The 13,311-nt window shown below is 42.6% G+C and carries 13 protein-coding genes; 8 read left to right on the forward strand and 5 right to left on the reverse strand.

Annotation, left to right across the window (positions count from 1 at the left end; translation table 11 throughout):
* Window position 1: 1 nt before the first annotated feature.
* The 5 genes from moaCB to nirB are packed head-to-tail and all read right to left on the reverse strand — an operon-like array spanning window position 2 to window position 5,036.
* A complete protein-coding gene (gene moaCB / locus H8B06_RS09360) occupies window positions 2-949 on the reverse strand; it encodes a bifunctional molybdenum cofactor biosynthesis protein MoaC/MoaB (protein ID WP_190994025.1) in 948 nt (315 codons plus the stop codon).
* On the reverse strand, window positions 946-1,695 hold the full coding sequence (locus H8B06_RS09365; protein WP_190994026.1) for a HesA/MoeB/ThiF family protein: 750 nt from the start codon (window positions 1,693-1,695) through the stop codon (window positions 946-948). Before H8B06_RS09365 ends, moaCB begins: the two co-directional genes overlap by 4 nt.
* Before the next feature lie 13 nt (window positions 1,696-1,708).
* On the reverse strand, window positions 1,709-2,098 hold the full coding sequence (locus tag H8B06_RS09370; RefSeq protein WP_223857585.1) for a hypothetical protein: 390 nt from the start codon (window positions 2,096-2,098) through the stop codon (window positions 1,709-1,711).
* A gap of 36 nt (window positions 2,099-2,134) precedes the next feature.
* Complete coding sequence (gene nirD, locus H8B06_RS09375; RefSeq protein WP_223857586.1) at window positions 2,135-2,482, reverse strand: nitrite reductase small subunit NirD; 348 nt, start codon at window positions 2,480-2,482, stop codon at window positions 2,135-2,137.
* Between the two features lie 34 nt (window positions 2,483-2,516).
* Window positions 2,517-5,036: a nitrite reductase large subunit NirB gene (gene nirB / locus H8B06_RS09380; protein WP_190994027.1), complete on the reverse strand. Its 2,520-nt coding sequence runs from the start codon at window positions 5,034-5,036 to the stop codon at window positions 2,517-2,519.
* Between the two features lie 149 nt (window positions 5,037-5,185).
* Here nirB and cobA point away from each other — a divergent pair, with 149 nt between their 5' ends.
* From cobA to hemH, 8 genes are all read left to right on the forward strand, one after another.
* The gene (gene cobA / locus H8B06_RS09385) at window positions 5,186-5,947 is read left to right on the forward strand and encodes a uroporphyrinogen-III C-methyltransferase (protein WP_190994028.1); all 762 of its coding nucleotides are present in this window, start codon (window positions 5,186-5,188) and stop codon (window positions 5,945-5,947) included.
* An 89-nt stretch (window positions 5,948-6,036) separates the two neighbouring features.
* Window positions 6,037-6,468: a DUF2147 domain-containing protein gene (locus H8B06_RS09390; protein ID WP_190994029.1), complete on the forward strand. Its 432-nt coding sequence runs from the start codon at window positions 6,037-6,039 to the stop codon at window positions 6,466-6,468.
* An 81-nt stretch (window positions 6,469-6,549) separates the two neighbouring features.
* Window positions 6,550-7,797 (forward strand): ABC transporter permease, encoded by a 1,248-nt coding sequence (locus tag H8B06_RS09395; RefSeq protein ID WP_190994030.1) that lies wholly within the window; start codon window positions 6,550-6,552, stop codon window positions 7,795-7,797.
* A 41-nt stretch (window positions 7,798-7,838) separates the two neighbouring features.
* Window positions 7,839-9,029 (forward strand): glycine C-acetyltransferase, encoded by a 1,191-nt coding sequence (kbl, locus tag H8B06_RS09400; protein WP_190994031.1) that lies wholly within the window; start codon window positions 7,839-7,841, stop codon window positions 9,027-9,029.
* Window positions 9,030-9,106: 77 nt separating this feature from the next.
* A complete protein-coding gene (gene typA, locus H8B06_RS09405) occupies window positions 9,107-10,912 on the forward strand; it encodes a translational GTPase TypA (protein ID WP_190994032.1) in 1,806 nt (601 codons plus the stop codon).
* A 71-nt stretch (window positions 10,913-10,983) separates the two neighbouring features.
* The gene (locus H8B06_RS09410; protein ID WP_190994033.1) at window positions 10,984-11,331 is read left to right on the forward strand and encodes a Rieske (2Fe-2S) protein; all 348 of its coding nucleotides are present in this window, start codon (window positions 10,984-10,986) and stop codon (window positions 11,329-11,331) included.
* Between the two features lie 25 nt (window positions 11,332-11,356).
* Window positions 11,357-12,205 (forward strand): 4-hydroxy-3-methylbut-2-enyl diphosphate reductase, encoded by an 849-nt coding sequence (locus H8B06_RS09415; RefSeq protein WP_190994034.1) that lies wholly within the window; start codon window positions 11,357-11,359, stop codon window positions 12,203-12,205.
* Window positions 12,206-12,278: 73 nt separating this feature from the next.
* The gene (gene hemH, locus H8B06_RS09420; RefSeq protein ID WP_190994035.1) at window positions 12,279-13,304 is read left to right on the forward strand and encodes a ferrochelatase; all 1,026 of its coding nucleotides are present in this window, start codon (window positions 12,279-12,281) and stop codon (window positions 13,302-13,304) included.
* The last annotated feature ends 7 nt before the right edge of the window (window positions 13,305-13,311 follow it).

Below are 13,311 nucleotides of genomic sequence, written 5' to 3' on the forward strand. Positions count from 1 at the left end.
ATTAATGTCCTCCTCCCATTATCATTTTTCGGGCATGAAACAAGGCAGGCAAAATAGCTTCTAAACATTCCTTCACACCGTTGGTGCTTCCGGGTAACGTAACGATAAGTGAATTGCCGATTGTACCTGCAACAGACCGACTCATCATAGCCAATGGTGTGCGTTGCTGTCCGTGTCCGCGCATAGCTTCGACAATGCCATCTGCCCTTTTGTCTACCAATTCGGAAACAGCTTCCACGGTTACATCTCGTGGGCCCAATCCGGTTCCACCGGTCGTAAAAACAAACTGTATGTCTCGGTCAACCCAAGTTTTGATGGCTTGTTGGATACGTGGTTTCTCATCCGCAACGATTTGGTAATCCAATACTTGTGCGCCGGTGGTCAGCAACATTTCTTCGATTTTCCGACCACTGTTATCCTGCCGCTGTCCGTTGGCGGTGGCATCTGAACAGACCAAAATAGCGCAGGTGGCAAGGGGTGCTAAAAAGCGATTATGGTCAGATTTACCGCCTGTTTTATTTGCTAGGCGAATATGGCCAATCTCCAATTGATTGTCGACAGGCTTCAACATATCGTAAAGCTCGAGGGCTGCTATGGATGCAGCAGTAAGCGTCTCCATCTCTATACCGGTACGACCTATCGACTTGGCAGATACCGTAATCAATATCCCGGCACTCAGCTGCGGTTCGGTAAAAAAATCTGGATGGGAGCTGGGATAGATATATTCGAAATCGACCTGCATCGCGTCAATATTAACTGGGTGACAGTGAGGCAATAGTTGTGGGGTGGCCTTTGCCCCCAAGAATGCTGCTGCGCGAGCAACATCAAACAGGTTTCCTTTGGGAAGTTCATCCCGTTGGATTTTGACAGCTGTTAACTCGGTAATATAGATCACTGCATGAGCTAGAGCTGTGCGTAATGTGCTGATTTTATGGGTTATATCTCTCATTCTTTCATTTCTAGGGTGGTCTCTGTTGGATCGGATTGCAAACTGGAAAAATTAATGACGCGTTTCTGAAGAGAAAGCACATCGAATAAAAGCAATTTACCCGTCAGTTTGTCTGGCAAATCCAATACTACTTTGATGGCCTCGTTTGCCATCAACATACCCGCTATCATACTGCCGATGACGTACGTGCCGGATACTTCACAACGCATGCCTTCCGCAGCTGGCGGCAGGGTGAATAAATCGTCTATGGCCAGGCGTTGCGCTTCATAGTTAAAAATGGTGATCTGCACTTCAGAACGAAAAATAGATCCGTAGATGACTGGTGTACCGAGCTGAATACCCGTATGGCCGATTAATAAGCGGGAAGGAAAGTTGTCCGTTGCATCGATGACGATGTCATATTCAGAAAATATCGAATGGATATTGGTTTCGTTTGCAAAAAACGGATATGCGATGAAGAGGGTATCTTGATAACGTATCTTTAATTGGGTGATAGCAGCCGCAGTTTTCAATGTTCCGACTTGTGCTGGCGTATAGAGATATTGGCGCGCCAGATTTTTGAGCTCAACTTTATCGCCGTCTAGTATTCCGATATATCCGATACCGCTAGCGGCTAGTGCGGAAATCACAGGGCAGCCCAGGCCTCCGGCACCAACCACCAGAACGCGGGTAGATTTTAATTTGTCAATACCTTTTTTGCCGATAAATGACAGCTGAAGATGATCACTGAAAAATCTGTTATCCATTTCTCTTTTCTTGTTATAGTTTATAGCCCAAGCCAGCTCCTAAAGTCCATTTGCCATTGTCGGCATTTGTCTTGGGTATATAGAATGCTGGTAGCTGTAGCGCCAGATGCTTAAAAATCGTTAATGTAGCACCAAAGCCTAAAGTGGGGGTAAACGTAGCATTCTTTACGACGGAGGCATCTTCTTTAATTTTGATAGACGGTAAGAATCCTAACGTGAGATTCCATTTCTGTGTAGTATATTTCACGGCAGGTCCGGTACAATTAATGTATGCGCCGTTGTCCGCATAACCCGCTACAATAATACCGTCAAAAGCTTGTGTGCTAATTTTTTTGTCTTGCGCATGTACAGCTGCTGTCAGCATGATAGATGCTATCGTACAAAAGGTGCGGTTTGTCTTCATGTTTGCAAAGGATTATTTGTTGATCGCCATCTTATATTAGTTCTGTAATGCAATATATACGAACCCGTCTTCCACTTTTACCGGATAGGTCTTGATAGCGCATTCATCTCCAGAGAGGCATTCGCCGGTGTCCAGTGCGAATGTTTTCTTGTGAAAAGGGCAAGCGATCTTGGGTTTATCTCCTAATGATCCGATCATACCGCGACTAAGGATCATTTGTTTTTTATGAGGGCATTCGTTCTGTGTGGCGTACCATTCATTACGGCGTTTGAAATAGAACAGCGCAACCTGCTGATCCTCTAGTTTTAAACAGATACCTCCATTCTCAATGGTGTCTTCTACGCGACAAGCTAATTTCCATGAAGTGGTTGTTAACATTTCCATAATGATATTGTGTTAAAGTTTCGTATTTATTTGATTAATATGTTATTGGGGCATTCCAGTCGGCCGCTTTCTTTTGCCCGCGCATTTCTTCGAATTTCACTGTTTCATCTTTCTCGGAAGGAGCATTCACAAAATGAACAAAGCGCTTGCGTATATCAGGGTTGTTAACCGCAACCTTCCATTCACATTGATAGGCGTCTACTAATGCCTGCATCTCTTTTTCCCAAGTTTCCGCCATTCCAAGACTGTCTTCCACGACAACATTCCGGAGGTAATCGACGCCGCCTTCCATTTTATTCAGCCAAGTGGCCGTACGTGTTAATGGATCGGCAGTGTGTATATAAAACATAAGGAACCGGTCTAGATAGCGTATACAAGTTTCACTATCGATGTCACTTACCAAGAGATGCGCATGTTGAGGTTTGCTGCCGCCGTTTCCGCATACATACAAATTCCAGCCTTTTTCCGTGGCAATGATTCCAAAATCCTTACTCTGCGCTTCGGCACATTCCCGGATACAACCGCTGACGGCGGATTTCAATTTGTGGGGAGATCGGATCCCACGATACCGTTCTTCGATCTGAATAGCAAAGGATACACTATCGTGAAGACCAAAACGACACCACGTACTTCCTACACAGCTTTTTACCGTGCGTAAAGCTTTTCCGTAGGCATGTCCACTTTCAAAACCAGCTGCAATTAACTCTTCCCATATAAAAGGAAGGTCATTGAGGTGCGCGCCAAACATGTCGATGCGTTGTCCGCCCGTGATTTTGGTATAAAGCCCATATTTCTTAGCGACTTCTCCGATAACGATAAGTTTTTCGGGTTGGATTTCTCCTCCCGGTACGCGTGGTACAACAGAATAGGTTCCACCTCGTTGTATATTGGCCAAAAAGCGGTCATTGCTATCTTGGGCCACATCATTTCCCTTTCCCAGTATCATTTCGTTCCAAAGGCTGGCCAATAACGAAGAAACTAGGGGTTTACAAACTTCACAACCGTGTCCTGTTCCGAGATTGTCCAGAACACTGTCGTAGGTTCTTAGATCATGAATCTTGATGAGATCAAATAGCTCTTGTCGGCTAAAATTGAAATGTTCACATATGGTATTGCGAATATATTTACCCTGTTTCTTCATGGTATATGCTACCAGGTCTTTGACCATAGGGACGCAGCCACCACAACCAGAACCGGCTTTCGTGCATTTCTTGATATCATCGGCATTCTCACATCCCTGCTGCGTAACCGCATCACATATTTGAGCCTTTGTAATGCCTTCGCAGCTACAGATCAAGGCTGTGTCGGGCAAAGCTTCCAGTCCTGCGCCGGCGGGTTTACTTTCGCTTTGTTCTCCTAAAAGGAGTGTTTCAGGGTGTTCGGGTAGCGGCATATTGTTATTTACAGTCTGTAATAACATATTGTAACTCGCTGCTTCACCCACCAAAATACCACCTAATAGCCTTTTGCCGTCCGGACTGATATTGAGCCGTTTGTAAATGCCTTTATTCTTGTCTTCCAGAAGAATGGTCCGGGCATGAGGCTCCGTGATAAATGGATCTCCAAAACTAGCCACATCGACGCCCATTAATTTTAGCTTTGTGCTCATGTCGAAACCAACGAAAAGCTTCTGTTCGCCAGAAATAGTTGTTGCAGCGACCTCTGCCATTTCGTATCCAGGGGCTACCAAGCCATATATCATATCGTTATAAAGGGCGCATTCACCGATAGCGAAGGTGTGAGGGTCGGACGTACGCATGTTCTCATCGACTACGATTCCTCCGCGAGGTCCAATAGCTAGTCCCGCAGCTTTTGCTAACTCATCACGAGGTTTGATGCCTGCCGATATGATCAAGATATCGCTGTCCAATTGAGTGCCATCAGCGAATGCAAGCCCTGTTATTTTATTTTTGCCTAGTATTTGGGTTGTGGATTTTTGCAGAAAGCAGGTCAATCCAAGTGCCTGTAGTTTGTTTTGTAATATGCTGCTAGCCATGTCGTCAATTTGTCTGGGCATTAGTCGTGGAGCAAATTCCACAACAGCTGTTTCTTTTATGCCGAGATCTACGAGTGCTTTTGCAGCTTCCAGACCTAACAATCCACCGCCAATGACCGAGCCTTTATTTGCGGCCGAGGCATATGCTTTAATTTGGTCAAGGTCTTCGATAGTGCGATATAAAAATACCCCTTCTTTGTCGACGCCGGGAATTGGGGGGACGAAAGCAGCCGATCCGGTAGCTAGGATTAGGTAATCATAATCAATTTGGATGTTCTTTTTGGAATGGATACGTTTTTTTTCAATATCAATGTCTACAATAGGGTCATGAAGATATAAATCGATGTTATTTTCTTCGTGCCACTCATTTTTTGACAAAAATAAATCATCTAATGTCTTATTTCCGAAATAATCAGTGAGATGTACACGGTCATAAGCCCTAATTGGTTCCTCACCGAACACTATTAGCTTAAAATTGTTGCTTTTTGTTATTAATTTTTCGCAAAACTTATGGCTAACCATTCCATTTCCGATTACGACAACTGTTTTTGTATTCATTTTTCAGATATTTAGAGGTAAAAAATGATTTTTCGTTATTTATTTTGCTAATTTATGTTTTTGATATCAATAAATGAAATATTTTCATGATATATATCATATTATTTTCTATTTTTGAATGATTTGTAGTGAATTTTAATGATTTTTATATGGTAAGTAGATTAAAAGCTCTAAAAATAGTCGGTTCTGGTCCGGGTGATCCAGAATTATTGACGATAAAAGCGTATAAAAGCATAAAAAATGCCGAGGTAATACTGTATGATAACCTAATTAATGAAGAAATACTTCATATTGCGTCGGAAAAATGTTTAAAAATATACGTAGGAAAGCATCCGTACGGAAAATACATGCCACAGGAAGATATAAATACATTAATAGCTTATTATTGTGGGCGTTTTTCCAATGTGGTAAGGTTGAAAGGAGGCGATCCGTATATATTTGGTAGAGGATTCGAAGAGTGGTTTGTTGCAAAGGAGTTGGAGATCGAGGTAGAATATATTCCAGGGATCAGCAGCATGCAAGGTGTAGGATTGAGTGATATACCGCTGACACATCGTGGTGTTAGTGAAGGAGTGTGGGTCTTGACAGGTATGAAAAGAAATGGTGATATCGCGACTGATCTTTCGTTAGCGGTTCGCTGTAATTCTACAGTTGTTATATATATGGGTATGCGTAAATTGGCAGAAATCGCACGGATCTATCTGATGAATGGTGAGGGAGATCGCCCGGCAGCGATCATACAGCGGGCTTCCAGGGCAGATGAAAAGAAAGTGATATGTAAGGTTAAAGACCTGGTGAAGGCGAGTCAGCAAGCAGGGATGTCTCATCCTGCTATTATTGTTATCGGAGAAGTTGTCAATTTGCAGTATAATCTTTCTGCTTTATTGCAGCGAGAAAGAAATATTGTGTAATTGTTTTGATAGTCGAGCGTACTATATTGGATTTTCTGCATGCTTTTTGATAGCATTAATATAGTTAATAGTTATAAACTAGAAAAGATATGATGAAGATGCTGTTTGTGTGGCTAAGTATGCTGATTGGACTTCAGGCGATAGCGCAAAATAACCAAAATATAGTCGGGAAATGGAAAACTGTGGATGATGAAACGGGAGAGGCAAAATCCATTGTGGAAGTTTTCCAAAAAGCAGATGGTAAGTATTATGGGAAAATTAGTAAACTCCTCATCAAACCAGAGAATGACAAATGTGTCCAGTGTAAAGATGATCGTAAAAATCAACCCTTGTTAGGGCTGGAGATTATTCGTGGCATAACAAAAAAAGGAAACGAATTTTCTGGTGGTACAATCACGGACCCAAAAAACGGGAAGACGTATAAGTGTACCATTACCAGAGAAGGAAATAAACTTCTTGTGCGGGGATATGTGGGTTTTTCTTTAATTGGCCGAACCCAGACTTGGCAGCTAGCAAACTGATCGATTACTCCTTATGATTTTTCTCTCCGGAGTTCGTGAATGCTGCGCATTTTATGTAAGTTTGGATGAAACAAACGCGCCATGTCCGTTAATATGTCTTACCGCGAGAATGTTAAACTTGCCTTACAATCCATTGTAAGCAATAAATTGCGTACTTTTCTTACGGCGCTGATCATTGCAATAGGTATCATGGCTCTTATCGGTGTATTGACTTCCATCGACGCCATGCAAAGTTCACTAACCAATTCCTTTTCATCTATGGGGTCAAATTCGTTCAATATCCGTAATCGCGGCGTAAATGTTCGTATCGGAGACTCGGGGAGTCAGGCAAAGGTTTTTCCGTCCATCACGTACCGGGATGCGATTCTTTTTAAAGAACGATTTGACTATAATGCTATTATTTCACTCAGTGCAAATGTGACATGGGGAGCGACAGCCAAATATATGGCGGAAAAGACGAATCCCAATATTGGTGTTATTGGGGTGGACGATAATTATTTACAGACATCGGGGTATAAGCTTTCAGATGGGCGTGATTTTACGATGCAAGATGTGGAAAATGCCAATAGCGTTGTGATTATCGGTGAGGAGGTTAAGGGTAAATTATTTAAAAACAGGAAGAATCCGATAGGTGAATATATTACCATAGGAGGGGAGCGGTTTACAGTTATTGGTGTATTGGAAAGCAAAGGTTCCAGCGCCGGATTCGGGTCGGATAAAACTTGTTTTATCCCCTTGTCGCGAGGAAGGGCTATGATGACACAAGGAAACCCTTCCTATGTCATTACTGTCATGACTACGGATCCGTATAAAATGGAAGGAGCCGAGGGAGAGGCTATTGCAACGTTTCGTAAAATTAGGGGCTTGACGGCTAAACAAACGAACGATTTTGAAATTGTTAAATCCGATGCGGTAGCACAAATGCTTATGCAGAACCTTGCTTACGTGACTTTGGGTGCTGTTGTTATTGCTTTTATCACACTGGTTGGGGCCTCCATCGGGTTAATGAATATCATGTTGGTTTCTGTAACCGAACGAACGCGTGAAATCGGTGTTCGGAAAGCCATTGGTGCTACGCCGGCGGTCATTAGAAAGCAGTTCTTGATGGAAGCTATTGTAATTTGTGTATTGGGGGGGATTGTCGGGGTTATCGTTGGGATTGCTATAGGGAATTTATTGGCGTTGGCGTTGGGTGCAGACTTTATTATACCGTGGAAATGGATGGTTTTAGGGATGTCGGTTTGTGTTGGTGTGGGGATGCTATCAGGCTACTATCCGGCTTCAAAAGCTTCGAAATTAGATCCGGTCGACGCCTTGCGGTATGAGTAAAAATGAAATAGACGAAGGAAATATAGCACATAACTTTTAACATGTACAAAATATTAAAACCCGCATTGGAAAAAGAGCTTGCAGCGATTAAAGAAGCAGGTTTATATAAGGAAGAGCGTGTTATCGTCACGCCGCAAGGAGCAGATATTAAAGTCAGTACAGGGCAGGAGGTTATCAATTTCTGCGCGAACAATTATTTGGGGCTGTCATCCCATCCGGAGGTAATAGAAGCGGCAAAGAAAGCGATAGACCGATATGGTTATGGGATGTCATCGGTCCGTTTCATCTGTGGAACACAAGATATTCATAAAGAATTAGAGCGTAAGATATCCGGATTTTTAGGTACAGAAGATACTATTTTGTATGCAGCTGCGTTCGATGCAAACGGTGGTGTTTTCGAGCCGCTGTTAGGAGCGGAAGATGCCATCATATCCGATGAACTGAATCATGCCTCTATTATAGATGGTGTGCGTTTGTGTAAGGCACAGCGCTTCCGGTACAAAAACTGTGACATGGGAGATCTGGAAGTCCAATTGAAAGCGGCTTCGGGAGCGCGCCATAAAATTATTGTAACGGATGGCGCATTCTCCATGGACGGTTCGGTTGCGCCTTTGGATAAAATCTGTGACTTGGCAGACCAATATGAAGCCTTGGTGATGATTGATGAATCACATTGTTCCGGTTTTATAGGAAAAACCGGTCGGGGAACACATGAGCTCTTTGATGTGATAGACCGTGTGGACATTATCACGGGAACTCTAGGCAAGGCACTGGGTGGTGCTTCCGGTGGTTTCACTTCAGGACGTAAAGAAATCATTGATATGTTACGCCAACGCTCACGCCCATATTTGTTTTCGAATACCCTAGCTCCCGCAATTGCAGGTGCGTCTGTCGCAGTATTAGATATGTTAAGCGAAACAACAGAACTCCGCGACAAACTTGAAAATAACACGAAATATTTCCGTGAAAAGATGACGGAAGCTGGTTTTGACATCAAGCCCGGTTTTCATCCGATTGTTCCAGTGATGTTATATGACGCTAAATTGGCACAGGAGTTTGCTGCTAAGATGTTAAGCGAAGGAATTTATGTGATTGGGTTTTATTATCCGGTTGTGCCTCAGGGGAAAGCTAGGATCCGCGTGCAGTTATCCGCCGCGCACGAAAGAGAACATCTGGACAAAGCGATTGCTGCTTTTACCAAAGTTGGTAAAGAACTCGACGTAATAAAATAATAATATAAAAAAATAAAATTTGAGGTGCAAAATGATTAACTTTGCACCTCGAAATTTTTATAATACATTATCGCTCAATGCAAAACATCAGAAATATTGCGATCATCGCACACGTTGACCACGGTAAAACAACCCTCGTTGACAAAATCCTACATTATACAAATCAATTCAGAGATAACGAAAATACGGGAGAATTGATTTTGGATAACAATGACTTGGAACGTGAACGCGGTATCACAATTGTGTCCAAAAACGTATCCGTAAAATATAAAGATACTAAAATCAACATTATCGATACGCCAGGTCACGCCGATTTCGGTGGAGAAGTAGAGCGTGTATTGAAAATGGCCGATGGGGTAGTACTGTTAGTCGATGCGTTTGAAGGCCCCATGCCACAAACTCGTTTTGTTACAGGGAAAGCACTAGGACTAGGTATCAAACCGATCGTAGTCGTGAACAAGGTAGATAAAGAAAACTGTCGCCCAGATGAGGTCTACGAACAAGTATTCGATTTATTCTTCAATTTAGGTGCGACGGAAGAGCAACTGGATTTTCCAGTATTATACGGCTCGTCTAAACAAGGTTGGATGTCTACGGACTGGCAGCAACCCACGACAGATTTTACAGATTTGCTCGAAGCTATTATTACACATATACCGGCACCAAAAGTTTCTGAAGGCACGTTGCAAATGCAGGTCACGTCGTTAGACTACTCTACGTTTGTCGGCCGTATCGCTATCGGTCGTGTAGCACGGGGTACAATCAAAGAAAATCAACCCGTTTCCTTGGTGAAGCGTGACGGAAAAGTTGTGAAATCCCGCGTAAAAGAATTGCAGATTTTTGAAGGTTTAGGACGCGCTAAAGTATCGGAAGTAAAAGCTGGCGATATCTGTGCAGTAGTAGGTATAGAAGGTTTTGATATTGGAGATACCATCGCCGATTTTGAAAACCCAGAGCAATTGGAGGTTATCCACATCGATGAGCCAACGATGAACATGTTGTTCACGATCAATAACTCTCCATTCTTCGGTAAAGAAGGTAAGTTTGTGACCTCTCGTCATATCTACGACCGTTTGCAGAAAGAATTGGAGAAAAACCTTGCACTGCGTGTTGTTCCTACGGAATCTCCGGATGCTTGGTTAGTGTATGGTCGTGGAATTCTGCATTTGTCGGTATTGATCGAAACAATGCGTCGCGAAGGATACGAATTACAAGTGGGCCAACCGCAAGTAATCGTAAAAGAAATTGACGGCGTGAAATGTGAGCCGATCGAAGAGATGGTTGTCGATGTTCCTGCAGATGTGTCAGGGAAAGTAATCGAATTGGTTACGCAGCGTAAGGGAGAGCTATTGGTGATGGAAACAAAAGGAGAAATGCAACACTTGGAATTCTCTATTCCATCCAGAGGTATCATCGGATTGCGGAATAATGTTTTGACGGCTACTGCCGGTGAAGCAGTCATGGCACATCGTCTAAAAGGATATGAGCCTTGGAAAGGAACTATTCCAGGTCGTTTGGCGGGTGTATTAATTTCTTTGGATACCGGCACAACCACGGCTTATTCCATTGACAAGCTGCAAGACCGTGGACGTTTCTTCGTTGATCCGGGAGTAGATATCTATGAAGGTCAAATCCTAGGAGAGCATATTCGGGATAATGACTTAACAATCAATGTCACCAAAGGCAAGCAATTGACAAATATGCGTGCTTCCGGTTCGGATGATAACGTACGTATTGCACCCGCTATCAAGTTTTCGTTGGAAGAATGTATGGAATATATCCAGGCAGATGAATATATCGAGGTGACACCACAGTCCATCCGTTTGCGTAAAATTTACTTGACGGAAAACGAAAGAAAGATAAACGCGAAGAAATTCCAGTAGATAAGAATCGAACGATTTGTTATATTTTATAGAGACGCCATCGGCGTCTCTTTTTTTTGTTATCTTTAGATATGGATAAGGATAACATAGAATGGTTTGTTGTCAAGAAGCCTCGCGAAGAAGGAAAAATAGAAAAAGTTGAAGTCGGTGGTAAAAAGCTTTGCGTTGTTTTATGGAATGGAAAGCTTTACGCTACCTCCAGTCGCTGTCCACACGCGGGAGCTGATCTCAGTCTAGGTTGGTGTGAAGGAGAAAAATTAGTTTGTTCCTATCATCGACATCGATTTGATTTGCAAACCGGAAAAGGTGATGAAGGGCAAGGGAATTATATCGACGTATTTCCGTTAAAAGAAGAAAATAATCGGTGGTACGTGGGGATCAAGAAATCTTGGTGGAAGAGGTTAGGTAAATTTTTTTAGAAAATAATCTTTACTTTTGTAACCTATGGCTAAAGATCTGCAAGTAACGATTGATAAAGACTCCGGCTTCTGTTTTGGTGTTGTTTATGCTATTGATATGGCAGAAGAAATCTTGGAAGAGGATGGATATTTATATTGTCTGGGCGATATTGTTCATAATGATGAAGAAGTGGCTCGTTTAAAAGCAAAAGGACTACGTATTATAGGGCATGCAGATTTAGCGAATTTAGAGAACGAAAAAGTATTGATTCGGGCACATGGAGAAGCCCCTGAAACTTATCGTACAGCTTTAGAGAACAATATCACGCTTATTGATGCCTCTTGTCCGGTGGTACTTAAGCTACAAAACAGAATCAAGACCTCCTATGACGGACAGGAAAAGATCTTAATTTTTGGCAAACACGGTCACGCAGAAGTAATCGGTTTACAAGGGCAAACAAACAATGAAGCCATTGTGTTTCAGGACTTAGAAGAATTGGATCACGTCGAACTTCCTTCGTCTTTTACCTTGTATAGCCAGACCACAAAAAGCGTCGATAAATTTTATGCTATTAAAGCGGAATTACAAAACCGAGGCTACGAAGTAAAAGCCAACGATACCATATGTCGGCAGGTCTCTAATCGCTATGAAGATTTAGGTGATTTTGCTCGTCAATATGACAAGATTGTATTTGTATCCGGTAAAAAGTCTTCCAATGGAAAAGTGCTTTACGATGTGTGTAAGCAAGCAAATCCACAGAGTTATTTTATCTCTGATCCGGCGGAATTAGATGAAGCGCTTTTCGACCCTCATAATACAGTAGGCATATGTGGTGCAACGTCAACTCCGATGTGGCTTATGAAAAATGTAAAGCAAATGTTAGAGCGATTTTAGGCTCAGTCATGTGATTCTCATATTATCCGTGCTCTCGATACTTCCCTGTAATTTATGGTTATTTTTGTAGCAAATGAGTAAAAACGCTACAAAAGGAATTCTTTTGGTGCAACTAGGCACACCGGACAACCCTACAACAGCTGATGTACGCAGGTATTTAACAGAGTTTTTGATGGATCCTCGGGTAATGGATATTCCATATCTGGGGCGTACCCTATTGGTAAAAGGAGTAATTGTTCCGAAGCGTTCGCCGCTGTCTGCAGCGACCTATCGCACGATATGGGACAACGAAACAGGATCTCCTCTGTTGTATTACAGTAAGTTACAACGGGATTTGCTGCAGCAGGAACTGGGAGAAGAATACCATGTGGAATTAGCAATGCGTTACCAAAACCCTTCTATTGCTTCAGCCCTTCAGAAAATGGAGGCTATGATGTTGGAATCTATTCGTGTGGTTCCTCTTTTCCCGCAATATGCTTCCGCGACAACCGGATCGGTTATCGATAAAGTAATGGAAATTATGCGAAGCTGGCAATACTTTCCACAGGTTACTTTCGTTAATAATTATTGTGACGATGAGGAAATGTGCGAGACATTTGCCGATCATGGACGTCAATATCCTATAGAAGAATATGACCATGTGCTGTTCAGTTATCATGGACTACCGGTTAGGCAGCTTGGCAAGGTTGATCCGACCGGTAAACTCAAATGTCCCGATGCGGGGTGTGAATCTTGTAAAGAAACCAAGAAAACATATTGCTATCTGTCGCAATGTTATGCTACATCACGCGCAATAGCCGGGAAAATGGGTCTTACAAAAGAGCAATATTCGGTTTGCTTTCAATCGCGACTAGGAAAAACGCCATGGATTCAGCCATATACTTCCGACACACTGCACCAGATGGCAGACCGCGGTTTTAAGAAACTGCTCGTCTTTAGTCCGGCTTTCGTGGCTGATTGTATAGAAACGTTAGATGAGATTCAGGTCGAATATGCTAATGAGTTTAAAGCTTTAGGGGGAGAAGAAATTACCATGGTGGAGAGTTTGAATGATGATCCTAAATGGATTAATGTGCTGAAACGATTGGCACAAGGATAAAAAATTA

Source organism: Sphingobacterium micropteri, from assembly GCF_014692515.1.
GTDB classification, from domain to species: Bacteria; Bacteroidota; Bacteroidia; order Sphingobacteriales; family Sphingobacteriaceae; genus Sphingobacterium; species Sphingobacterium micropteri.